Below are 22,445 nucleotides of genomic sequence, written 5' to 3'. Positions count from 1 at the left end.
GTGGAGCCAGCAGCGGATCCCGTTGCCCTCTCTCTGACTCCTGATCGCTGCCCTCTCTCCGCTGGCAACGACAATTTCCTGACCAGGTCACGGGATCAGAAAGTCCGTCACTCAATTGCCATCAATCCGATAAACGGTTCTGAGGATTTGTCATTGATTAATACCTCTGGCAAACGGGTGACCGCATGCCAATACACGTGACCGGCCACGCGCCCGCGTCGTTCCCCACAAGGTCAGAGCAATGGCTCACAGCATTTCCGTACGTTCCATGCACAGGTCAATGAAGGGCCGAGGTTTCATGCGCAAGCTTCATCAGGTCGCGCTCGTCGTCGCAGCAGCCAGTGGTCTGTCAGCCATCGGCGCCGGCCCCAGCGTCGCCGACGCTCCCGTTGCCTACCGGGGCACCACCCCGCCCCCCGTCGGACAGCGGGATGCCCAGGCCCACACCTGGACCCGTTCTCAGGCCAGCGTCCAGTCCTCCGGCACGCCGTCCTATGCGCAGCGACCGGCGGCGGCGGCGCCCCAGCGCGGTGCCGAGGTGAGCCCGCAGGTCAGCCCCCAGCTGAGCCCGCAGATCAACCCGCAGCTCTCGCCCGCTCAGGCCCCCGCCTCCGACCCGCTCGGCCAGACCAACCTCTTCCGCCCGTCCCAGGAGTGCAGCCCGCAGTCGCTGCTCAACGCGAACGTCCCGGTCGCCGCGCTCGCCGCCGCCGAGGCCACGGGCGTCGACTGCGACCAGGCCAACAGCCAGGCGAACGCCGCCGCCTCCGCCCGCGCCACCAGCTAGGCGCCGGGCCCGCCGCCCTCGACACGGCGGAACGTGCTGGCCACAGCCCTCACCGAGCGGCCGTGACCAGCACTTTTTCTTGGTGCGATCCGGCTTCCGGGTGCTTTCTGATACGAGATCACGAATCCCGGCGTGCCTTTCGGACATATCAGATAGTTCGGATTAATCTCCCGTAACTGTACGAAGTCGATCTCCTGCAGATCGCACCCACCTCACTCCACCGGAGATGACATGCACAAGCTTCGCAAGGCTGCCGTTCTGGTCGTCGCCCTCGGCAGTGTCAGCCTTCTGGGCGCCGGCACCGCCACCGCCGACCAGGGCGGTCACGGCGGCAAGGACGGGGGCAAGTTCAGCGTCCTGCAGAGCTCCAACTGCAAGTCGCACGACCTGAACCTCGACGTCCTCGGCCAGGTCGGCATCCTCAACGGCCTGCTGGGCAACGCGCTGAACGGCGAGGGCAACGCCGGTGGGCAGGACACCCACCTCGGCTCGTCCATGGGCTGCAACAACAGCGCCTTCTAAGAGCATGACGGCCGCCTAGCCGGCCGACCGCAGGAAAAAGTCCCGGTACCAGGCTTCGAGCCCGGTACCGGGACACCTTTTTGTGTCGTGATTCAAGCGCGACACGAAACATTTCCCGGATATCCGCCAAGGTGGTGAGACTTCTCCGAATTCGGCGTGCCGCTTATTAATCCCAAATATTTCCTATTAGCCTCCGTAACTGTTCGAAGTCGATCTGTCATGGATCGCACCCTCTTCACTCCACCGGAGAAGAACATGCGCAAGCTCCACAAGGCCGCCGTCCTGGTTGCCGCCCTCGGGAGCGTCGGAATCCTGGCCACCGGCGCTGCCCACGCCGACCAGGGCGGATGGGGCAAGAACAGCCGGAGCCACGGCGGCGCCAGCTTCAGCGTCCTGCAGAGCACCTCCTGCAAGTCGCACGACGCCAACGTCGACGTCCTCGGCCAGGTCGGCATCGCCAACGGCCTGGGTGGCAACCTGCTGAACGGCGAGGGCAACCCGGGCGCGCAGGAGACCGGCCTGGGCTCGTCCATGGGCTGCAACAACGCCGTCGGCGGCAAGTAAGCCAGAGCCGCCCCACAGAAGCGGAGAATGCCGGACCGGGTTTCACTCCCGGTCCGGCATTCTCCGCTTTCTCTGCTTTCTGCCTTCTCTGCCTTCTTCGCTCTCCGGTCTCCCCGCTCACGCCTCAGAACTTGAACTTGGGCACCTTGAAACCCTTGGGCAGCTTCGCCCTGTTCGAGCACTCGACAACCGGACCGGACTGCAGGGACCCGTCGTTCAGCATGGCCCCTTCGGGAAACGTGAAGCGCGGGTGCTCGACGACCTGGCAGTCCTGCGCCTGCTTGACGACGTACCGGCGCTTGTCCTTGCGGATCGACTCGCTCTTCTTGATGCAGACGATGTCCCCCTGGCCCGTGATGGTGCATTCGCCCTTCGGATCGTCATCGGCGTACGCCGGCGCGGCACCGCCGTAGATCACGGCGAGCGCCCCGAGGAGCCCCGTGACGGTGGCGAACTTCTGTCGACCGTTCATGTAGTTCGTTCCTCTGCAGTCGAGACATTGCTGCAGCCCGGACGCGCACCCTGAGGGGTCTGCCGCGCGTCCGGGCTGCTTTTGCTAAGGGGTCGAGGGATATCGATGCACCTGTCGTGAGATTCGCCCTAGGGGGCCGACCGTGGCGCGGAGTACGGAGCCGTCCGCTCCGCGGCCGTCACGACGACGTTCGCTGTGCCCTGAAACTCGCGCATCGATTCCTCGGTACGTCGTTACTGAGCGGCGTAAGGAGCGGTGTACTCGCCGTAGCCGTACTCCGGCGCCACGGTCTTCGGGGCGGCCTCCGGAGCGGCGACCGGCGCAGCGGCGGGCGCGGCGGCCGGAGCAGCAGCCGGAGCGGCGTGCGGCTTGTCGGACGGAACGCCCCACGAGCCCACGGCGTTGGCCGTCGAGGTGGCCACCGCGGTCACATTCTGGGCGTCCCAGCCGTCCTCGTGAGCGAACGCCGAACCCGCGGCACCGAAGGCGGACAGCCCTGCAACCGCCGCAGCTACGACCGCAACGCGCTGAAACCTGCGCATAGTTTGACCCTTTCTTCCGGGCAAGATGCCCTGGCTTGACTACTTAGTGTGAGCATATACACGTAATCCGTAGCAATTTGGGATCTTTGACCCTTCTCGTGTCGTGTCGACCCATGCCAAGGAGACGATGCGGCCGCATCGCGCACATCGTTCTTCCTTGTTCTTCCTTGAGAGCAACGACGTTTCCCCGAGGGCGAGTCACGGGCGGAGAGCGGCGGTCACCCGTTTGCCGACCCGTGAAGAAGCGGAAACAGCGGAAGGCCGGACCAGGTCAACCCGGTCCGGCCTTCCGCTGTTTGAGAGATGGGGCAGGCGTCGGCGATTACGCCCCGGGGCCGCCCAGAATGCGCGCCAGGGCGCCGAGGTGGCCGCTGTCGCTGTTGTCGTTGGTGGCGGGTGCCGGCGCGGGCATCGTGGGCCGCGTCATGTCCTTGCAGGTGATGTGGGGACCGATCCGCGTAGTCCCGCTGTTCAGCAGGCCCGCGGCAGGCAGGGTCACCGGCTCCGTCGGCTGGCAGGTCACCGACCGGCGGACCACGAAATCGCCGCTCTCGGGCAACTGGCCCACGATCCGCTGGGTGCAGATGATGTTGCCCTGGCTGTCGGGCGCACAGGCACCCGGGTCCGCCGCGGCGTGCGCCGGGGCGACGCCGATCCAGGTCATGGCGAGGCCGCCGAGAAGCCCCGAGACGGCCGCGATCTTCTTTCCGTTGAACATGTGTTGCGTCTCCTTTGTGAGGGGTGCCCGGGCGCCGTGCGCCGCGAACCGCCGCGCCAGGCCCCGGGATGTCGGAGATACGGGCCCCGGTGTTCCGCTCAAGGTCCGGGATGCTCGGGGCCGTTTCGCTTACGAAGTGAAGGACTGACCTGGGCTTCGAGGTTCGGTTCGCGCGCCTCGCCCGCGCCGCACGCGATGCCGCCGGGGCGGGGAAGGGGCGGCTGCCGCAACGACTCGTCGACGCATCGGAGTTCAGCGATCGCGGACGCGTACGGGCCCCTTCGGGGACTGACCCCGAAGGGGCCCGCGGAAGGCGTCGCGCACGACCCGTGCCGCCGACCTCAGCCAGTGAAGGCGTTGTTGAACTGGCCGCAGGTGGTGTCAAAGGTCTCGGAGAGACCGAGCACGGCGATCGGAAGGTCGCCGCTGGCCACCGTCTGCGGGCTGCACTCCTGGTAGGGGCGGTAGAGATCGGTCGAGGCCGGCTTGACGTCGTAGGCGACACCGGTACCGGCGCCGATGCCGGACAGGGTGCCGGCCGCCGCCGCGACGATCATGACCTGGTGAAGCTTGCGCATGGAACCCTCGGTTTTCATTACCTATGCATTGAGGCTGGTTGCCTACTGTGACTGCATGAACACTAGCAGTAGCGAACAGGTTCCATGCCGGTGCATATCCCGTGTCCGAGGGGGGAGATGGGTGTGCGCGGAATTACCGAGAGTGGCGAATGCGCCTCAAACGCAGGGCGACTCAGGCGTATTCGGATTGACGCCTGAGCCCCGCGCCGGATTGTTCATACAGTCGGAGCCCCCTGTCGGATTCGAACCGACGACCTGCTGTTTACAAGACAGCCGCTCTGGACCAACTGAGCTAAGGAGGCGTGCGGGCGCTTATGAGGCGCGCGCCCGTGCAGTGTACCCAGGTTCCGAGCGGGCCCTGTCGAAAATTTCCGCGAAGTTCACATGCCTCCAGGTACTGACAGATCAGGCGAACGCCAGGTACCGTCCGAAGCCAGTCCGCACATGTGGACTAAACCAACCACCTTCCTACAACGGATCGTCCGGCACGTTCCTGCCGGTAGAAGGGGGCCCATTCACCATGGCCACTGTCTCGTTCGACAAGGCGACCCGGATCTACCCGGGCACCGAGAAGCCCGCCGTGGACGCGCTCGACATCCACATCGAGGACGGAGAGTTCCTCGTTCTGGTCGGCCCGTCCGGCTGCGGCAAGTCCACCTCGCTCCGCATGCTGGCGGGGCTCGAGGACGTCAACGGCGGCGCCATCCGCATCGGCGACCGCGACGTCACGCACCTGCCGCCCAAGGACCGGGACATCGCCATGGTGTTCCAGAACTACGCGCTGTACCCGCACATGACGGTCGCCGACAACATGGGCTTCGCGCTCAAGATCGCCGGCGTGCCGAAGGCGGAGATCCGCAAGAAGGTCGAGGAGGCCGCGAAGATCCTCGACCTCTCCGAGTACCTCGACCGCAAGCCGAAGGCGCTCTCCGGTGGTCAGCGTCAGCGTGTAGCCATGGGTCGCGCCATCGTGCGTGAGCCGCAGGTCTTCCTCATGGACGAGCCGCTGTCCAACCTGGACGCCAAGCTCCGTGTGTCGACCCGTACGCAGATCGCGTCGCTGCAGCGCCGTCTCGGCATCACCACCGTCTACGTCACCCACGACCAGGTCGAGGCCATGACGATGGGCGACCGCGTGGCCGTCCTCAAGGACGGTCTGCTCCAGCAGGTCGACACCCCGCGCAACATGTACGACCGTCCGGCCAACCTCTTCGTCGCCGGCTTCATCGGCTCCCCCGCCATGAACCTGGTCGAGGTCCCGATCACCGACGGCGGCGTGAAGTTCGGCAACTCGGTCGTGCCGGTGGACCGTGACGCGCTCTCCGCCGCCACCGACAAGACCGTCACCGTCGGTGTCCGCCCCGAGCACTTCGACGTGGCCGGCTCCGAGTCGGACCAGGGCCTCGCGGTCACCGTGAACGTCGTCGAGGAGCTCGGCGCCGACGCGTACGTCTACGGCACCGCCAAGGTCGGCGAGGACTCCAAGGACCTCGTCGTCCGCGTCAGCGGCCGTGACGTCCCGGAGAAGGGCAGCACGCTGCACATCGTCCCGCGCTCCGGCGAGACGCACGTGTTCTCGACGTCCACGGGTGAGCGGCTCTCCGACTGAGCGAGCGATCTCGACGCCCAAGGGTGAGTAGTGGCAGCACAACCCGGGTAATTCACCCAGGTTGACGAAGAGGGCCCCGCAGATGCCTGCGGGGCCCCTTTTGTTGTCGACAAATACCCCGGCAGATCGGTTCATTTCGAGCTGTGTGCGTCAACACCGCACTCGGGGAGAGGCATCACTTCGTCCCCCGAACCGGTGACCAAATGTCGCCATATCAGCACTGAACGCTACCCTCACTCGCGTGAAGCACTCCACCAATCAACAGACACGACGCGGCCACCGGGGCCCCGCCCGCCAGCTCGGCCGCACTCTCGCCCTCGTCCTGCCCGTCGTCCTGGTGCTCTCCGGGACCCTCGCGGTCACCCGGGTCAACTGGTCGGGGAACCCCTCGGACTCGGTGCTCACCGCGACCGACGTCACGAGCGCGGGCAACGCGAAGAACACCGCCCCGCGCGCCCCGCAGGAGGTGCTGCGCGATCAGCTCCTGACCGAGCTGCAGGAGAAGGACCCGGGCGTCGCCCTGACCCACCTCCAGCAGGCCGTCCATGAGCGCCCGTCGCTGGCTCAGCACTGCGCCTCGATCGCCCGTTCGCTCGGGCGGGCGGCGGTGCGGATGTACGGTCCGACGCGGGCTCAGTCGTTCGCTCGGCCCGTCTGCGACACCGCCTTCGCCTCGGGTGTCGCGGCCGCGCACAGCTGACCTCGCGCAGCTGAACACTCCTATTGCGGCCGGTAACGGCTGATTAAGGAACGGTTGCCGGAGAATGCCGCGAGCGGGACGCCGCGTACAGTTCGGTCATGACTGATCCGAATGCCGCGTCCCGCCCCGTCCAAGCCGTCATCCTGGCCGGTGGCCAGGGGTCCCGGCTGCGTCCGTACACCGACGACCGGCCCAAGCCGATGGTCGAGATCCCCGGTACGGGGACGCCGATCATCGGCCATCAGCTTGCGTGGCTGGCCGAGGAGGGTGTGACGGATGTGGTGGTCAGTTGTGGGCACCTCGCCGAGGTGCTGCAGGACTGGCTGAAGTCGGCCGAGCTTCCGGTGCGGGTGACGACTGTCGTCGAGACGGAGCCGCTCGGCAGGGGCGGTGGTCTGAAGTACGCGGCCAAGCATCTTCCGCATCCCGATCAGCCTTGGTACGCCACCAACGGCGACATCTGGACGCGTTTCTCGCTGCGGGACATGGCGGACTTCCACACCGAGCGCGATGCCGTGGCGACGCTTGCGCTGGCGCGTCCGCGTATCCCCTGGGGTGCGGTGCAGACGGACGGCTTCGGTCACATCACCGACTTCATCGAGTCGCCGCCGTCGACCTTCGAAATCAACGCGGGCGTCTACGTCTTCTCCCCCGCCTTCGCCGGCCTCCTCCCCGAACGCGGCGACCACGAACGCACGACGTTCCCCCACCTTGCCCGAGAGCGGCGGCTGGCCGGATTCCCGATTCCCCAGGGGGCGTACTGGCGCGCCATCGACACGGCGAAGGATCTGACGGAGGCGGCCAAGGAACTGGCGACGCTGGGCCGCTAGCGCTCCGCGGGTTGGCCGTGGTTCGGCTGCGGGTGGGGTGGGGTGCGCGTTGATGCCTGCGGCGCCTGTGCGGGTTCGGTGGGAGTACGCGTAGCGCCTGCGGTTCGGTGGGTGGGTCGGGGCCGCGCCGGGGGGGGTGTGTCCGTCCTCGGACCGGCGCCTGGACTTAGGCCAAGAGGCACCGCGTGTGGACGCCGGCCACTGCGGGCGGACACCCCCCGACGCGTCCCCTTACCGCCGTGGGCGACTTGGCGCCGCGGGGGTACGCCCACTCACACATGCCGGACCGCCTTCCCTCCGGGGCGCCGCAGCCTGCGTAGCTGCGGGCAGTCGTGCCGCTGGGGCGGCACGGGTGGGCGCAGCGGCACCCCGCCAGCGCGGGCGAGCGTCCCAACCCCCGGCTCAGCCCACACGCCGGGCCACGCCAAGCAGGCGGTGACCGTAGCCTCCATCGCCGTACGCCCCACACGCACAGCGAAGGGCCCCTGGACTGATGACGTCCAGGGGCCCTTCGTTGTGGTGCTCGGCGGAGTATCGGGGTGGTCAGCCGGTGGAGTGGGGGCCGAGGAGGGTGTCCACCGGCCCGGCTACCCCAACAGGCCGCCTACCAGGCCCGGTTCGCCGGAGGTCGAGCCTCCGTTGCCGGAGCCGCCGGTGGAGCCGCCGCCGGAGGTGGGGCCTCCTGAGGTGGGGCCGGTGCTGGTGCTGGGGGCCTCGTCGGCCGGGGTGGACTGCTGGGGTGGGGCCTGACCCTCCGTGCCCTGGGTCTGGCTGGGCGTACCGGCGCCGGTCGTCCCCGTGTCGCTGGTGGCGCCCGGCGTCGTCGCGGCGCCCGACGGGGTGGCCGCTCCCGACGTGGCGCCCTGGGTGGGCGAGTTGGAGGCGGACGGCGTCTTCCTGCGCTGGTCGGGCTCCTGCGGGAGCGGGGAGCCGGGGAGTTCGTTGCGCGGGGCCTCGCCGGGGCCGGGGACCACGACGCGGTCCGCGTCACGGACGGCGCCGCCGAGCAGGGAGCCGATGAGGAGAGTGAAGCCGGTGACGATCGCCGTGATCAGGGCGCCGCGGCGCAGGACGTACTGGCGCAGTTCCCAGATGTCGGAGCGCGGGCCCAGTCGACGCCAGGCCATCCCGGCGAGGCGGCCGTCGATCGAGTAGACCGGGGCGCCGGCGATGATCAGCGGGGACCACGCCGCCAGGTAGATGATGTCGGGGGCGTCGTAGACCGGGACGCTCTTCCAGCTCACGGTGACCAGGAGCGCCGCCGACAGCAGCGCGCCGACGACCGCGGCGACCCGCTGCCAGCACCCCAGGACCGTGAGCACGCCCACGATGACCTGGAAGAAGGCGATGACGAGCCCGGAGCCGACGGGGTGTTCGAGGGCGAACTGGCGGAGTGGTTCGGCGACTTCCCAGGGGTGCAGGGTGTTGAGCCACTTCACCATCGAGCCGCGCTTGCCGCCGTCGAAGTAGACGGGGTCGCAGAGCTTGCCCATGCCGGCGTAGATGGAGATGAAGCCGAGGAAGACGCGCAGGGGGAGGAGGACGACGCCGAGGTTCATGCGGCGGCCGGGGTAGTAGGCGTGCCGTGCCGGGTCGTCGCCCAGGCGCTTGAACGTCGTGCCGGTCTCGTCGTCCGGGCCGCCCGCCCCGTCCTCGCCCTCGAAGCCCTCGGCCTCGTAGGCGAATTCCTCGTCGTACGCGCTCTCCACCGTGCGCATATTCGGGAGGAGGCGGGTCTCCATCGACTCGTGGGTGCGTTGCGCGCCGACGATCGGGGTTTCGACGGTCTGCGTCAACTCGTCGTCGTAGCCGCCGTCATAGCCACCGCCCACCTCCACACGCGGGATGACCTGGGTGGCCCCGGCGGGCGCCGCTTCGTCGCCGTGGCGGACGCTGCCGTCCCGCACGGCCTGGAGCAGGCGGTGGGCGCCGGTGTCGTCGGGCGCGGACGTACCGTTCCAGACGGCGACCCGGCGGCGGGGGCCGGTGGCCGCGCCCGCTCTGCCGGCCGCGCCCATGGCGGGGATGCGGGTGGTGTCCTCGGTGGCGCTCGATTGCCGTGCGATCCGCAGGGATTTGGTGCGCCCGGTCGACGCGCCCAGCAGCACGCGGAAACTCGCGTGATTGACGATGATCTGCGCCGGATCGCTCGGCACCTTCACCATGCTCAGCGCGGGAGCGTCGTCGTATCCCGACGAGCGGTCCCCCGTGGGTGTGCGGGGTGTTCTGGTGTCCACACTCAACTAACCGAGTGACGTGTGGTTAGGACACTGCCTTGACCGGTCCGATCTGTCCGGACCCCGTCAAGGATGCGCAGGTCGCACCACTCTCACCAGAATTAACCCGCACGGGTGACGCCACGGATGTCTGTTCAGACGCGTCGGCGGGCCGCCTCGTAGAGGACGATCCCCGCCGCCACACCGGCGTTGAGGGACTCGGCGCCGCCCGGCATCGGGATGCGTACCCGGAAGTCGCACGTCTCGCCGACCAGGCGGGACAGGCCCTTGCCCTCGCTGCCGACCACGATGACGACCGGACCGTCCAGGGCCTGAAGGTCACCGAGTTCGGCCTCGCCGTCGGCGGCGAGACCGACGACCGTGATGCCCGCCTTCTTGTACGACTCCAGGGCGCGGGTGAGGTTCGTGGCGCGGGCGACCGGGGTGCGGGCCGCCGTACCGGCCGAGGTCTTCCAGGCGCCGGCCGTCATGCCCGCCGCGCGCCTTTCCGGTACGACGACTCCGTGGCCGCCGAACGCGGAGACCGAGCGGACGACGGCGCCCAGGTTGCGCGGGTCCGTCACGCCGTCGAGGGCGACGATGAGCGGGTCCTCGCCGTCGTCGTAGGCGGCGCTGGCGAGGTCCTCGGGGTGGGCGTACTCGTAGGGCGGGACCTGGAGGACGAGGCCCTGGTGGTTGAGGCCGTTCGTCATGCGGTCCAGCTCGGGGCGCGGGGCCTCCATGAGGTTGATGCCGCCGCGCTCGGCGGCGAGCTGGAGGGCCTCGCGGACGCGCTCGTCGTTGTCGATGAACTGCTGGACGTAGAGCGTGGAGGCCGGGACCCCCTCGCGCAGTGCTTCGACGACCGGGTTGCGGCCGACCACCATCTCGGACGTGCCCTTGCCGCCGCGGCCACGCGGCGCGGGACGGCGTACGGCCTGCTTCGCCTTGGCGCCCGCGATGCGGTTCTTCTTGTGTCCCTTGCGCATCTCGGCGGGCGGGGTCGGGCCCTTGCCCTCCAGGCCCTTGCGCCGCTGGCCGCCACTGCCGACCTGCGCGCCCTTCTTGCCGGACATGCGGCGGTTGTTCGCGGCCATGACCTACCTGTCTGTCGTGAGGCGTTCGTACGTACGTCTATGCAGTGTGCCGCCCGGAGGGCCGGGCGGCACAATCGATCTTGCGGGCGGCTGGTTCGCTCAGCGCGGGCCGAGGGTCCAGCGCGGGCCCTGCGGGCCGTCCTCGATGGCCAGGCCCGACTGGTTGAGCTGGTCGCGGATGGCGTCCGCGGTGGCCCAGTCCTTGCGGGAGCGGGCCGCTTCGCGCTGGTCGAGGACCATACGGACCAGGGTGTCCACGACGCCGTGCAGGTCCTCGCCGCGGTCGGTCTCGCCGGCCCAGTGCGGGTCGAGCGGGTCCAGGCCGAGGACGCCGAGCATGGCGCGGACCTCGGCGAGGCGGGCCACGGCGGCTTCCTTGTCGTCGGCGGCGAGGGCGGAGTTGCCCTGGCGGACCGTGGTGTGCACGACGGCCAGCGCCTGCGGGACGCCCAGGTCGTCGTCCATCGCCTCGGCGAAGGCGAGCGGCACCTCGGCGGACGGCTCGACGACGCCCGCCTTCTCCACCACGCGCTGCACGAAGCCCTCGATGCGCGCGAACGCCGACTCGGCCTCGCGCAGGGCCTCCTCGCTGTACTCGATGGTGGAGCGGTAGTGCGGGGTGCCCAGGTAGTAGCGCAGGACGATCGGGCGCCACTGCTTGACCATCTCGGAGACGAGCACGCTGTTGCCGAGCGACTTCGACATCTTCTCGCCGCTCATGGTGACCCAGGCGTTGTGCACCCAGTACTTGGCGAACTCGTCGCCGTATGCCTTGGCCTGGGCGATCTCGTTCTCGTGGTGCGGGAAGATCAGGTCGAGGCCGCCGCCGTGGATGTCGAAGGCGGAGCCGAGGTACCGGTGCGCCATCGCCGAGCACTCCAGGTGCCAGCCCGGACGGCCCCGGCCCCACGGCGTCTCCCAGTCGGGCTCGCCGGGCTTGGCGGCCTTCCACATCGCGAAGTCGCGCGGGTCCCGCTTGCCGGTGATGCCCTCCTCGGCGGGCTGCCGCATCTCGTCGAGGTCCTGGCGGGACAGCTCCAGGTAGGCGGGCCAGGAGCGGACGTCGAAGTAGACGCTGCCGTCCGCCTCGTAGGCGTGTCCGCGCTCGATGAGGCCGCGCATCATCTCGACCATCTCGGTGACATGGCCGGTGGCGCGGGGCTCGTACGTCGGCGGGAGGCAGCCGAGGGCGGTGTAGCCGTCGGTGAAGGCGCGCTCGTTCTCGTAGCCGATGGACCACCAAGGGCGGTTCTGGTCGACGGACTTGGCGATGATCTTGTCGTCGATGTCCGTGACGTTGCGGATGAACGTCACCTCATAGCCGCGGTACGCGAACCAGCGGCGCATGATGTCGAAGTTGAGCCCGGAGCGGATGTGGCCGATGTGCGGTGCCGCCTGCACGGTGGCGCCACAGAGGTAGATCGAGACACAGCCCGGCTGAAGCGGGGTGAAGTCACGGATCTGCCGGGCGCTGGTGTCGTACAGGCGAATGGTCACGACACCAGGGTAGTGGGCGGACGGGAGTGCCCGGCGCCTTCCGGCGGTTTGACCGTTTCGGCTGCGGGTCGGTGGGGGCTGGTCGCGCCCGCGCGGCGGAGCCGCATATCGAGAACAGCCCCGCGCCCCTTAGGTGGGCACGCTCCCCGGCGCTAGGGGCCCAACCTCCTCAACCCACCCGCACCACCAGAGCCGTCGCCACCGCCATCAAGCCCTCGCCTCGGCCCGGGAACCCCAACCCGTCCGTCGTCGCGCCCGATACCGACACCGGGGCTCCGGCCGCCTCCGACAGGATCTTCTGGGCCTCGTCGCGCCGCTTGCCGATCTTGGGGCGGGGGCCGACCACCTGGACCGCGATGTTGCCGATCCGGAAGCCCGCCTCGCGTACGATCCGGGCCGCCTCCGTGAGGAGAACGACGCCGGAGGCGCCCGACCACTCGGGCCGCCCGGTGCCGAAGTGCTGTCCCAGGTCGCCGAGGCCGGCTGCCGAGAAGAGGGCGTTGCAGGCGGCGTGTGCGACGACGTCCGCGTCGGAGTGGCCGGCCAGACCCGGGCCCTCGCCCTCCCACTTCAGGCCCGCGCACCACAGCTCGCGGCCCTCCTCGAAGGCGTGGATGTCGGTGCCGATGCCCACCTGCGGCAGCGGCACGCCCGTCTCAGAAGCCATCGTTCAGCCTCCGACGGGCCAGGACCGCCTCCGCCAGGACCAGGTCCAGTGGGCGCGTGACCTTGAAGGCCTCCTCGTGGCCGGGGACGACCACGACCGTCAGACCGAGCTGCTCGACCATGCCGGCGTCGTCGGTGACCTCGTCGATCACCGTCTCGTGGGCGCGGATCAGCGTGGCGCGGTCGAAGCCCTGGGGGGTCTGTACGGCACGGAGGCGGGCGCGCTGCGGGGTGGCCACCACCGGCTCGGGCTCGCCGGCGGCCGAGGCGGGCTCGACCTCCTTGACCGTGTCCGCGAGCGGCAGCGCGGGGACGACGGCCTGGGCACCGTCCCGTACGGCCTCGATCACCGCGTCGACCGTGTCCACCGGGACCAGCGGGCGGGCCGCGTCGTGCACCAGGACGATGTCGTGGTCAGGCGGCAGCGCGTCCAGGCCGAGCTTGACCGATTCCTGGCGGGACTCCCCGCCGGGGACCACCAGGAAGTCGGTGCGCTCGGGCAGCGCGTGCGCGTCGAGCAGGCTCTTGACCTCAGCGGCACCGTCGGGCGGGGCCACGACGACCACGAGGGAGACGGCGCGGGAGGCGGCCATCGCGCGCACGGCGTGGATCAGCATGGGCGTGCCGTTCAGCGCGCGGAGCGCCTTGGGGGCGCCCGGGCCGAGACGTACACCCCGGCCCGCGGCCGGAATCACGACGGCCGTACGGCGTCCGGCGGGGGTCCCACCAGGGGTTCCGGCAGGGTTGCCGGTACCGGCTTCCGAGGGCGAAGGGCGCGAAACGTCAGACATCGGTTCCTGTCAGGTTTGTGTGCTCGGCCAACTTGGGTATGGCCACAGCGTGCCGGGCGCGACGCCTTGACCGGACCCTTCCGTGACAGTCGGTCGAGCCTGCTGCCCGGGCCCGGCACATCAAGTATCGGGGGGGCTCCCCCCGAGGGTGGACGTCTTGACGGCGTCGAAACGCGAACATGCCGCAGCGCCCGGCGACAGCTGCTATGTCATCGGGCACCGCGGCACTTCTGTGAATAATTCAGCACAGTGCTGAACTGAGGCGGATGGACCGCGTCAGGACGCGAGAACCTCGTCGAGCAGGGCCTCGGCCTTGTCCTCGTTGGTGTTCTCCGCGAGGGCGAGCTCGCTCACCAGGATCTGGCGGGCCTTGGCGAGCATGCGCTTCTCACCGGCGGAGAGTCCACGCTCGCGCTCACGACGCCACAGGTCACGCACGACTTCCGCGACCTTGATGACATCGCCGGAGGCGAGCTTCTCCAGATTTGCCTTGTATCGACGCGACCAGTTCGTGGGCTCCTCGGCGTACGGCGCGCGCAGCACCTCGAAGACCCGGTCCAGCCCGTCCTGACCGACCACATCACGCACGCCGACGAACTCCGCATTGTCCGCTGGCACACGTACCGTCAGGTCACCCTGGGCGACCTTCAGCACCAAGTAGGTCTTGTCCACGCCTTTGATCTGGCGAGTTTCGATGGCCTCGATCAGCGCGGCCCCGTGATGGGGATAGACCACGGTGTCGCCAACCTTGAACGTCATGTGACAGGTACCCCTTCCGTGGCTATCCAGGGTAACACGGAAACGGCGGGTTCTGAATGGCGTTTTCGCAGGTCAGGGCATATCTCGGGGCTTGACAACAGCAACAGGAACGTGCTTCGCGGGCTGAACGGAAGAAGGTATTCGCAGGTCGGAGCGGCTCTACAGGCGAGGAGAAACGCGCACGTTACACACATCCGGCGGCGCCTCCGAGTGGCCGAACGTACACATATGTCCGGTTCCAAGTGTGCGACTTTCGCTACTCCGTTCGGCGTCCCGAGTCGGGTACCGGACGATTCCGAAATTGATCACGGCCCAGGTCGGCAGCACACCCGGTGATCAATTCCTGGAACGTCGTGCATTCCTTCACGGAAATTTTGCGCCGCCCCTTGCGACGGCTTATGTGAATGGCGGACGAGGCGCCCAGGCAATGTGACTCGCGGGTCACTTGTGAGTGTCGGGACGGACCGTGGAAGAGGACTGAAGAGGGTCCGAAGAGGTCCGAAGAGGTACTACGGGCGCTCAGGGGAGGGTCGGGTGCGGTCACGCGGGAACGGCTCGGTAACCTAAGGCCGCTGACAGACACTTAGGGCGGCTTTATGCGCCCGCCCCGTTCGAGTCAAGGAGTTGCCGCCGCCGTGAGCAGCAGCCTTCGACGCGGTGCCCTCGCGGCCGCCGCCATCGCGTTCTCGATCGCCTCGCTCTCCGCGTGCGCGGCCGGCAACAACAGCCAGACCCTGGAGATCAAGCCGGACAACGCGGCGACCACGGTCGGCGACATCAAGATCCAGAACGCCGTCGTGATCACCCAGCCCGACCTGGAGTCGACCGGTCCGGCCGCGATCTCCGCGACCCTGTTCAACTCCGGCCGCACCGCCCAGACGCTGGACGCGATCAAGGTGGACGGCACGGACAAGACCGCCGAGCTCAAGCCCGCCAAGGGCGGCAGCCTGACCATCCCGGCCGGCGGCTCACTCATCATCGGCGGCAAGGACAACGCCGCCGCCGTGCTGCCGAGCAGCCGTGAGGCGATCCAGGACGGCAACGCGCAGAAGATCACCTTCACCTTCAGCAAGACCGGTGACGTGAGCCTGCGCGCCTTCGTCGTCCCGGCCGAGCACTACTTCAAGGACTGGGGCCCGACCGAGGTCCCGGCGACGCCGGGCAAGACGGCCACCCCGACCGGCTCGCCGACCGGGTCCCCGGCCGGGGGCACCCCGACCGACGCGTCCTCCGCGAGCGAGACGCCGGCGGACGGCACCGAGGCAGGCACCGAGGCCGGTACCGGGACCGAGGCCGGCACGAACGCCGGCGGCGCGGCGACCCCGTCCGACAGCGCTTCGCACACGACTGCCGGGCACTGAGCAACCCCGCAAACAGCTAGGGCGGGAACCTTGGTTATCGGTTCCCGCCCTTGGCGTTTCCGAGCTTTACGGCTCGAACTTTTGGCCCGCCCTCAAGGGGCTTCCTGCTTCACCGCACTGTGCCCGGATTTCTCCGGGTCTTACCAACGCTCCACAGGCGTTTAGCCTCTCCGCCAACCCGACGGCGAGGGTGACTTAACGTAGCAGGTCGGCGACTCAGGGCTCAAACTTGTAGCCGAGGCCGCGCACCGTCACCAGGTACCGCGGCGCGCCCGGGTCGGGCTCGATCTTGGCGCGCAGGCGCTTGACGTGGACGTCGAGGGTCTTGGTGTCGCCGACGTAGTCGGCGCCCCAGACGCGGTCGATGAGCTGCATGCGGGTCAGGACGCGGCCCGCGTTGCGCAGCAGCATCTCCAGCAGGTCGAACTCCTTGAGCGGGAGGTCGACCTTGGAGCCGGAGACCGTGACCACGTGACGGTCGACGTCCATACGGACGGGACCGGCCTCCAGCGCGGCCGGGGTGACCTCCTCGGGCTCGCCGCGGCGGCGCAGGACGGCCCGGATACGGGCGACCAGTTCGCGGGACGAGAAGGGCTTGGTGACGTAGTCATCGGCTCCTATTTCCAGGCCGACGACCTTGTCGATCTCGCTGTCCTTGGCGGTGACCATGATCACTGGGACGTTGGAACGGCCGCGCAGCTGGCGGCAGACCTCGGTGCCCGGCAGGCCGGGCAGCATCAGGTCGAGGAGGACGAGGTCGGCGCCGTTGCGCTCGAACTCGTCGAGTCCGTCGGGCCCGGTGGTCGCGACGGCGACCTCGAAGCCCTCCTTGCGGAGCATGTACGACAGGGCGTCGGAGAAGGACTCCTCGTCCTCGACGACGAGCACTCGGGTCACGGGCGGACCTCCGGGGCGGAAAGCGTTTCGTACGCGGGTGAGTCGGGGGAAGTGGGGGGATCGGATGATGCGGGGTGCCCGGCCTCGTCGTCGAGATCGGGGTGCTGCTGTGCGCGGTCGCGGGCCGCACCCGCCTCCGGCAGCCGGAGGGTGAACGTGGAGCCCTGTCCCTCGGAGCTCCACACCGTGACCTCCCCGCTGTGCGAGGCGGCCACGTGCTTGACGATCGCGAGACCGAGGCCGGTGCCACCGGTGGCACGGGAACGGGCCGGGTCCACGCGGTAGAAGCGCTCGAAGATGCGCTCCTTGTCCTTGTCCGAGATGCCGATGCCCTGGTCGGTCACGGCGATCTCGATGAGGTCTCCGCCCGGAGCGCTGACCCGGCGGGCGGCGATGCCGACGCGGGTACGGGCGGGCGAGTAGTTGACGGCGTTCTCGACGAGGTTGCCGAGCGCCGCGGCGAGCTGGCCGCGGTTGCCCCAGATGCTGAGGTCGTCGCTGGTGCCTCCCGCGGCCATGGTGATCTGCTTCGTCCCGGCGGCGTGCCGACAGCGGTCCACGGCCTCGGCGACGAGTTCGTCGACGCGGACGGGCTCGGCGTCCTCCAGCGGGTCGTCGTTCTGCACCCGGGAGAGGTCGATGAGCTCCTGCACCAGGCTGGTCAGCCGGGTCGCCTCGATCTGCATGCGCCCGGCGAAGCGCTCCACGGCCTCCGGGTCGTCGGAGGCGTCCATGACGGCCTCGGACAGCAGGGAGAGCGCGCCGACCGGCGTCTTCAGCTCATGGCTCACATTGGCGACGAAGTCGCGTCGCACCGCCTCTATGCGCCGGGCCTCGGTGAGGTCCTCGACGAGGAGGAGGACGAGGCGGGAGCCGAGGGGCGCGACGCGCGCGGACACGGCGAGGGCGTCGCCGCGTCCGGTGCCGCGCCGGGGGAGGTCCAGCTCTACCTGCCGTATCTCTCCGTCCCGCCTGGTGTCCCGGGCCATCTGGAGCATGGGTTCGACGGAGAGCTTGCCACCGCGCACCAGACCGAGGGCGTACGCCGCCGAGCTGGCCTTGACCACGGCGTCCCCCTCGTCGAGAACGACGGCGGAGGAGCGCAGCACCGACAGGACCGTGTCCACGCCGGGCGGCAGGACCGGGTCGGTGTGCAGGGAGGTTCGGGTGGGTCGCTTCAGGTCGCGTTCGCTCCAGCGGAACGCCAGCATGGCGATGACACCGGTAAGCACCCCGGCGATCGCTGCCGCTGCGGCGACCGCCGCGTTCACGTCCATGCACCCAGGTTAGGCATGGCGCAGGCAGTGGCCACAGTCGTCGGAGTGCGACCTCGAACACTCGTCGCCCAGAGTTCACCTTGGAGCCAGTGGTGGTTCATTTGAGGTGGCGGAAACGGACGCGTGGGCGCCGGATCGTAGGAGCGTCGGGTTCGCCGGGGCGGTTTAGCGTGGAGATCACACTGGCGGTTTCACGACAGTCCGACTGGCGTTATCACGACAGTCTTACTGTCGGAGGTCATGACCGTAAGACTGTCTGCTCGACGGTTTGACCGGTTTGAAGACAGCCGACGGTTCGACGAGCTCGACGAGGCAGACGTAAGAGAGGGACCCTGATGCGGGACGCGTACCACGAGGAACTTGACTCGATCGGCGACAGCCTGGTCGAGATGGCCCGGATGGTCGGGTCGGCGATCGGGCGCGCCACGACGGCGATCCTCGACTCCGACCTGAAGCTGGCCGAAAGCGTGATCGAGGCCGACCAGAAGGTCGACGATCTCCAGCACGACCTGGAGGCGCGGGCCATAGCGCTGCTCGCCCGCCAGCAGCCGGTCGCGACGGACCTCCGCATAGTCGTGACCTCACTGCGGATGTCCGCGGACCTGGAACGCTCGGGCGACCTCGCCCAGCACGTGGCGAAGCTCACGCGCTTGCGCTACCCCTCCCGCGCGATCCCGCAGGACCTGCACGCGACCATCCTGGAGATGGGCCAGCTCGCGCAGCGCCTGATGGCGAAGGCGGCCGAGGTGATCGTCACCAAGGACGTCGACCTCGCGCTCCAGCTGGAGCAGGACGACGACGCGATGGACCTCCTGCACCGCACCCTCTTCCAGCACCTGATGGACGAGCGCTGGAAGCACGGCATCGAGACGGCCGTGGACGTGACGCTGCTCGGCCGTTACTACGAGCGGTACGCCGACCACGCGGTGGCCGTGGCGAAGCGGGTGGTGTACCTGGTGACGGGTGAGCACGCGGATGAGCTCCAGCCCGACATCAAGCCGGAGATCCAGGCGGTTCCGGGGGTGGAGGGGGCGTAAGCGCTCCGGGGTGACCGGGGGCTCGTGGACCGGCTTGCGGTCCGGCTGCGGTCCGGCTTGTGGGGGCCCGTTCAGGGCGTGCGCAAGCCTCTGTGCGCCGTTGATGCGCCCAGCGGGGCGGGCATGGAATGGGCACAGGCACCAGCCTCGAGGAGGGACCATGGCCGAATCCCCCAGCACCCCCGGCACTCCCGGCACGACATCCGACCCCACGCGGGAACGCCCGACCGACCGGCCCGCCGACATCAGGAGCCTCCCGCTCTTCGGCGCCTGCGGCTGCGGCTCCGGCTGCGGGTGCGGATGCCAGTCGGGGAATCCTTGCCAGTGCGGGTGAGGGTCGATCTCGTACGACGGTGAAGGGCCCCGGCGCTGTGGAAGCGCCGGGGCCCTTCGCTGTGCGCGCCGCCGGGCGGGCCTCGCTTGCCGTGCCGGGCGGGCGCAGTATGGAGGGAGAGCAGGTGAACGCACCCCGGTAAGGGAAAGGAGGTGCGAGGCATGACTCGCTTCATGGATGTACACCACGGGATGCAGGGCATCACGGCCGACCAGCTGCAGCAGGCCCATGACGCCACGGCCGCGTTCGAGAAGGAAGAGGGAGTCCGCTTCGAACACGCCTGGGCCGACCCCGGGTCCGGCACGGTCTACTGCCTCAGCGAGGGCCCCTCAGCCGATGCGGTCAAGCGCGCCCACGAACGAGGGGGTGCCGGGGCGCCGGACGAGATTCACTCGGTGCCGCTGATGGTGTGAGGTGCGATGCGGCGGTACGGCGGCGCCGCGGGGAGCGGCGCCGCCTAGCAGGCGACCGCTATGACGACGAGATCGCGTGTCACTTCGACGTGGCGGTCGGTGAGGTCGGAGCCCTCCGCGCCGACCGGCGGCGTCGGTATCGGCGGAGGAGTCGGCGTCGGCGTAGGAGTCGGCTCCGCACACTCGACGGGGGAACTCGACGACGAGGGCTTGGGCCGCGGACCCGACGTCGGTTCGATCCCGTCGTTCATCGACTCCGTCACCGACCAGCCAGCGACCACCAGCACCAGCCAACCACCGACCAGCCACCCTTGCGACCGCCCGCTCATCCCGCCCCCGCCCCAAGTCCCCATGAACGGCGGCCAGTTTGCCAGCCGTACGAACGCCGGCGCCCACGCGGCCCCTGGTGACGGGGGAGCCTCGACAGGCGATCCCCGGCGGACGGACTTACGGTCGAGCGGTAGGCGCTGGAGCGAGTAGGTGCCCTCGCGTGTCGGCGCCGGTCGAATTCCCTCATGACACCGACAGGAGACAACCTGCCATGGCCACAGCATCTGAGACCCCGGTACTGGACACGATCGCCGCGATGACCGTCGACTCGGTCGAGCGGTGCGGGTTGCGCCCGGAGACGTTCATGCTCACCCGCATCGCCGCCCTCGCCGCGTCTGACGCCCCGCCGATCTCCTACGTCGCGAACATCGACCCCGCCATCCAGGCCGGCCTGACCGCCGAGCAGGTCCAGGACGTCCTGGTCGCCATCGCGCCGGTCGTGGGTACCGCCCGCGTCATGACGGCGGCCGGCAACATCGCCACGGCCCTCGGCATCACGATCTCGGTGGCGGACGCGGAGATGCGGGGCGGGGCGTAGGGCTCCGCCGAGTGGGGCTGACGGGGCGGAGGGGACGCCGGGCGGCGGCGTGAAGTCTGTGGAGCCCCCTGCCTGTGGTGAACGCAGGCAGGGGGCTCCATCTGTGGCACAACCTGTGGCACAACCCGCGGGCCGCACCATTCCCCCATCGGGCGTCCAATGGCACACCTGTCCGGTGAACTCACGCCTCCACATGGCTCATCCGTTCGAGTCGAAACCCTCGAACGAGGTACGCGCAGTCAATTCTGCGATGCGTGATCAAGAACCTCAGGCGGGCCGCGATCGCGGCCGCACTTCTCCTCATGCCCCTCGCCGCACCCACTCCGGCCCATGCGCAGGATCGTTCCGTCGTGCCGCACACGCTCCCGATGGCGGCCTCGGTCCAGCTCCTGCCGCTCGCCGCAGAGGTGCGGGACGGCTACCAGCGCACGAGCTTCAAGCACTGGAACGCAGGCCAGAACCCCACCGACGGCTGCAACACCCGGGCGGAGGTGCTGCTCGCCGAGGCGGTCGAACGGCCCCAGATCCTCCCCGGCTGCAAGCTCTCGGGAGGGCGCTGGTGGTCGTACTACGACGCCAAGTGGCTCACCTCGGCCTCCGCCCTGGACGTCGACCACATGGTGCCGCTGGCCGAGGCCTGGGACTCCGGAGCGTCCCAGTGGACCGCCGAGCGGCGTGAGGCGTACGCCAACGACCTCGCCGTCACCCCCTCCCTCGTCGCCGTCTCCGCGGCCTCGAACCGCAGCAAGTCCGACCAGGACCCGGCCGAATGGCTGCCGCCGTCCGTCGAGGTCACGTGCCGGTACACCTCGGAGTGGATCTCGACGAAGCTCCGCTGGGGACTGACCGCGGACGCCGCCGAACTCGAAGCACTCACCCAGGTCGCGGAGGCGTGCCCCGGCACCAGCGTGACCTACGAGACCGCTCCGTAGAACTGGGGCCCCGTCCCCTCAGCGGGGCGGGGCCATCACCGTCACCTGGGCGGGCCATCACCTGGGTGGGGCCATCAATTGGGCGGGCCTCATCCCTGGTCGACGGTGCCGGGAGCGTCCAGAGCGGCACGAGCTACGGCTTTGAAGGCTGTCACGGAGCGCTTGACCTGCTGGTGCACCGCGTCGCTGCCTGGAACATCGTCCCGAGGTGGGACGCCACGCGCCGCGCGGAGTTCCGAGACGATGACAGACGCTTGCCAGTCGGCGATCGCGCGCATGACGGTGTCGGCTTCTGCCGCCACTTCAGCGGGCCCCTCCAACTCCACGATGAACAGCGCCTTCTCGATACTGCGGATGCGTTCTCGGAGCCTGTCAGCGGTTCCTGTCGGCATGGGCCGGCCGAGCAAGGACAACTCGCGGTACGAACGTGTCAGTTCATTGAACTGGGCAATGGAGTCCAGAAACGCGGCATAAGCATCACGGCGCACCTGGCGTCGCCACTGTGCGCGCCTCTCACCTGCATGGCTCCACCCGCATGCGATGGAGGTTCCTCATCCGCAAGATGGCCTGCAGGGCTCCGGACCGGCTAGCCGGCAGTCTGGTCGGTGCATTCGCGTCGGCACTGGTCAAGAGGCGGTAGCGAAAACAGGAGGCGACGCCATGCTCTTTTTCTACAGCAAGGACACGCGAGCTGCCGGATCGGGCAAGCTCGACGGCAGCGGCGATTTCGTCAACCTGAAGGACTTCCCAGCCGGACAGTTCGGAGACTGGACCCACATCGTGCCCGGCGGTGGCCTGCTCTTTTTCTACAACAAGGACACACGGGCCGCCGGATCAGGAAAGCTCAATTCCAGCGGTAATTTCGTCAACTTGAAGGACTTCCCGGCCGGGCAATTCGGAGCCTGGACCCATATCGCGCCCAACGGCATCCAGGTCTTCTTCTACAGCAAGGGCACGCGGGCTGCCGGGTCGGGCAAG

At 69.0% G+C, this 22,445-nt stretch carries 26 protein-coding genes and 1 tRNA gene; 12 read left to right on the top strand and 15 right to left on the bottom strand.

Annotation, left to right across the window (positions count from 1 at the left end):
• Positions 1-298: 298 nt before the first annotated feature.
• From BLU79_RS04965 to BLU79_RS04955, 3 genes are all read left to right on the top strand, one after another.
• Positions 299-787 (top strand): hypothetical protein, encoded by a 489-nt coding sequence (locus BLU79_RS04965; protein WP_093904369.1) that lies wholly within the window; start codon positions 299-301, stop codon positions 785-787.
• A gap of 231 nt (positions 788-1,018) precedes the next feature.
• A complete protein-coding gene (locus BLU79_RS04960; RefSeq protein ID WP_093904368.1) occupies positions 1,019-1,309 on the top strand; it encodes a hypothetical protein in 291 nt (96 codons plus the stop codon).
• Positions 1,310-1,564: 255 nt separating this feature from the next.
• A complete protein-coding gene (locus BLU79_RS04955; protein WP_093904880.1) occupies positions 1,565-1,873 on the top strand; it encodes a hypothetical protein in 309 nt (102 codons plus the stop codon).
• A 124-nt stretch (positions 1,874-1,997) separates the two neighbouring features.
• Here BLU79_RS04955 and BLU79_RS04950 read toward each other — a convergent pair whose 3' ends face one another.
• The 5 genes from BLU79_RS04950 to BLU79_RS04930 form a co-directional block, all read right to left on the bottom strand.
• Positions 1,998-2,345: a hypothetical protein gene (locus BLU79_RS04950; protein ID WP_093904367.1), complete on the bottom strand. Its 348-nt coding sequence runs from the start codon at positions 2,343-2,345 to the stop codon at positions 1,998-2,000.
• Between the two features lie 233 nt (positions 2,346-2,578).
• Positions 2,579-2,887 (bottom strand): hypothetical protein, encoded by a 309-nt coding sequence (locus BLU79_RS48075; RefSeq protein WP_177000869.1) that lies wholly within the window; start codon positions 2,885-2,887, stop codon positions 2,579-2,581.
• Between the two features lie 322 nt (positions 2,888-3,209).
• The gene (locus BLU79_RS04940; protein WP_093904365.1) at positions 3,210-3,605 is read right to left on the bottom strand and encodes a chlorophyll a-b binding domain-containing protein; all 396 of its coding nucleotides are present in this window, start codon (positions 3,603-3,605) and stop codon (positions 3,210-3,212) included.
• Between the two features lie 341 nt (positions 3,606-3,946).
• The gene (locus BLU79_RS04935) at positions 3,947-4,183 is read right to left on the bottom strand and encodes a hypothetical protein (RefSeq protein WP_093904364.1); all 237 of its coding nucleotides are present in this window, start codon (positions 4,181-4,183) and stop codon (positions 3,947-3,949) included.
• 227 nt (positions 4,184-4,410) lie between these two features.
• A tRNA-Thr gene (locus BLU79_RS04930) sits at positions 4,411-4,485 on the bottom strand.
• A gap of 218 nt (positions 4,486-4,703) precedes the next feature.
• On the opposite strand from BLU79_RS04930, the gene BLU79_RS04925 reads away from it, so the two are divergent.
• From BLU79_RS04925 to BLU79_RS04915, 3 genes are all read left to right on the top strand, one after another.
• Positions 4,704-5,792, top strand: a complete 1,089-nt coding sequence (locus BLU79_RS04925; RefSeq protein ID WP_093904363.1) for an ABC transporter ATP-binding protein — start codon at positions 4,704-4,706, stop codon at positions 5,790-5,792.
• A 241-nt stretch (positions 5,793-6,033) separates the two neighbouring features.
• A complete protein-coding gene (locus BLU79_RS04920) occupies positions 6,034-6,492 on the top strand; it encodes a hypothetical protein (protein ID WP_093904362.1) in 459 nt (152 codons plus the stop codon).
• A gap of 98 nt (positions 6,493-6,590) precedes the next feature.
• Complete coding sequence (locus BLU79_RS04915) at positions 6,591-7,322, top strand: nucleotidyltransferase family protein (protein WP_093904361.1); 732 nt, start codon at positions 6,591-6,593, stop codon at positions 7,320-7,322.
• A gap of 587 nt (positions 7,323-7,909) precedes the next feature.
• Here the strand turns inward: BLU79_RS04915 and BLU79_RS04910 are convergent.
• The 6 genes from BLU79_RS04910 to BLU79_RS04885 form a co-directional block, all read right to left on the bottom strand.
• Complete coding sequence (locus BLU79_RS04910) at positions 7,910-9,559, bottom strand: DoxX family protein (protein WP_093904360.1); 1,650 nt, start codon at positions 9,557-9,559, stop codon at positions 7,910-7,912.
• A gap of 134 nt (positions 9,560-9,693) precedes the next feature.
• Positions 9,694-10,635 (bottom strand): 23S rRNA (guanosine(2251)-2'-O)-methyltransferase RlmB, encoded by a 942-nt coding sequence (gene rlmB / locus BLU79_RS04905; RefSeq protein WP_093904359.1) that lies wholly within the window; start codon positions 10,633-10,635, stop codon positions 9,694-9,696.
• Between the two features lie 99 nt (positions 10,636-10,734).
• Positions 10,735-12,132 carry a cysteine--tRNA ligase gene (gene cysS / locus BLU79_RS04900; RefSeq protein ID WP_093904358.1) on the bottom strand — a complete coding sequence of 466 codons (1,398 nt, stop codon included), beginning with the start codon at positions 12,130-12,132 and terminating at the stop codon, positions 10,735-10,737.
• A gap of 169 nt (positions 12,133-12,301) precedes the next feature.
• Positions 12,302-12,799, bottom strand: a complete 498-nt coding sequence (gene ispF, locus BLU79_RS04895; RefSeq protein WP_093904357.1) for a 2-C-methyl-D-erythritol 2,4-cyclodiphosphate synthase — start codon at positions 12,797-12,799, stop codon at positions 12,302-12,304.
• Positions 12,789-13,589 (bottom strand): 2-C-methyl-D-erythritol 4-phosphate cytidylyltransferase, encoded by an 801-nt coding sequence (gene ispD / locus BLU79_RS04890; RefSeq protein WP_093904356.1) that lies wholly within the window; start codon positions 13,587-13,589, stop codon positions 12,789-12,791. The genes ispF and ispD overlap by 11 nt, the downstream gene beginning before the upstream one ends.
• A gap of 276 nt (positions 13,590-13,865) precedes the next feature.
• Positions 13,866-14,348: a CarD family transcriptional regulator gene (locus BLU79_RS04885; RefSeq protein ID WP_003953493.1), complete on the bottom strand. Its 483-nt coding sequence runs from the start codon at positions 14,346-14,348 to the stop codon at positions 13,866-13,868.
• A 635-nt stretch (positions 14,349-14,983) separates the two neighbouring features.
• Between BLU79_RS04885 and BLU79_RS04875 the strand changes: the two genes are divergently transcribed.
• The gene (locus BLU79_RS04875) at positions 14,984-15,709 is read left to right on the top strand and encodes a copper chaperone PCu(A)C domain-containing protein (RefSeq protein ID WP_093904355.1); all 726 of its coding nucleotides are present in this window, start codon (positions 14,984-14,986) and stop codon (positions 15,707-15,709) included.
• Between the two features lie 216 nt (positions 15,710-15,925).
• On the opposite strand, the gene BLU79_RS04870 is transcribed toward BLU79_RS04875, so the two are convergent.
• Both BLU79_RS04870 and BLU79_RS04865 read right to left on the bottom strand, forming a co-directional pair.
• On the bottom strand, positions 15,926-16,606 hold the full coding sequence (locus BLU79_RS04870; RefSeq protein WP_015659563.1) for a two-component system response regulator PhoP: 681 nt from the start codon (positions 16,604-16,606) through the stop codon (positions 15,926-15,928).
• Positions 16,603-17,883, bottom strand: a complete 1,281-nt coding sequence (locus BLU79_RS04865; RefSeq protein WP_093904354.1) for a two-component system sensor histidine kinase PhoR — start codon at positions 17,881-17,883, stop codon at positions 16,603-16,605. Before BLU79_RS04865 ends, BLU79_RS04870 begins: the two co-directional genes overlap by 4 nt.
• Before the next feature lie 335 nt (positions 17,884-18,218).
• Here BLU79_RS04865 and phoU point away from each other — a divergent pair, with 335 nt between their 5' ends.
• Together phoU and BLU79_RS04855 are read left to right on the top strand one after the other, a co-directional pair.
• Positions 18,219-18,920, top strand: coding sequence for a phosphate signaling complex protein PhoU (gene phoU / locus BLU79_RS04860; RefSeq protein ID WP_093904353.1), 702 nt, complete (start codon positions 18,219-18,221; stop codon positions 18,918-18,920).
• A gap of 495 nt (positions 18,921-19,415) precedes the next feature.
• Positions 19,416-19,667 (top strand): SCO4226 family nickel-binding protein, encoded by a 252-nt coding sequence (locus tag BLU79_RS04855; RefSeq protein WP_093904352.1) that lies wholly within the window; start codon positions 19,416-19,418, stop codon positions 19,665-19,667.
• 44 nt (positions 19,668-19,711) lie between these two features.
• Here BLU79_RS04855 and BLU79_RS47800 read toward each other — a convergent pair whose 3' ends face one another.
• Positions 19,712-19,996, bottom strand: coding sequence for a hypothetical protein (locus BLU79_RS47800; protein WP_143052457.1), 285 nt, complete (start codon positions 19,994-19,996; stop codon positions 19,712-19,714).
• A gap of 212 nt (positions 19,997-20,208) precedes the next feature.
• Here BLU79_RS47800 and BLU79_RS04850 point away from each other — a divergent pair, with 212 nt between their 5' ends.
• Both BLU79_RS04850 and BLU79_RS04845 read left to right on the top strand, forming a co-directional pair.
• On the top strand, positions 20,209-20,535 hold the full coding sequence (locus BLU79_RS04850; RefSeq protein WP_093904351.1) for a carboxymuconolactone decarboxylase family protein: 327 nt from the start codon (positions 20,209-20,211) through the stop codon (positions 20,533-20,535).
• 254 nt (positions 20,536-20,789) lie between these two features.
• On the top strand, positions 20,790-21,467 hold the full coding sequence (locus tag BLU79_RS04845) for an HNH endonuclease family protein (RefSeq protein WP_093904350.1): 678 nt from the start codon (positions 20,790-20,792) through the stop codon (positions 21,465-21,467).
• Between the two features lie 89 nt (positions 21,468-21,556).
• On the opposite strand, the gene BLU79_RS04840 is transcribed toward BLU79_RS04845, so the two are convergent.
• Entirely contained in the window at positions 21,557-21,955 is a 399-nt protein-coding gene (locus BLU79_RS04840) for a hypothetical protein (protein ID WP_093904349.1), read from the bottom strand.
• A gap of 172 nt (positions 21,956-22,127) precedes the next feature.
• On the opposite strand from BLU79_RS04840, the gene BLU79_RS48070 reads away from it, so the two are divergent.
• On the top strand, positions 22,128-22,445 hold a 318-nt coding region (locus BLU79_RS48070; RefSeq protein ID WP_177000868.1), incomplete at its 3' end, for a hypothetical protein.

It is taken from the genome of Streptomyces sp. cf386, from assembly GCF_900103585.1.
Taxonomy (GTDB): Bacteria; Actinomycetota; Actinomycetes; order Streptomycetales; family Streptomycetaceae; genus Streptomyces.
This window is presented reverse-complemented; position numbering and strand designations above follow the sequence as displayed.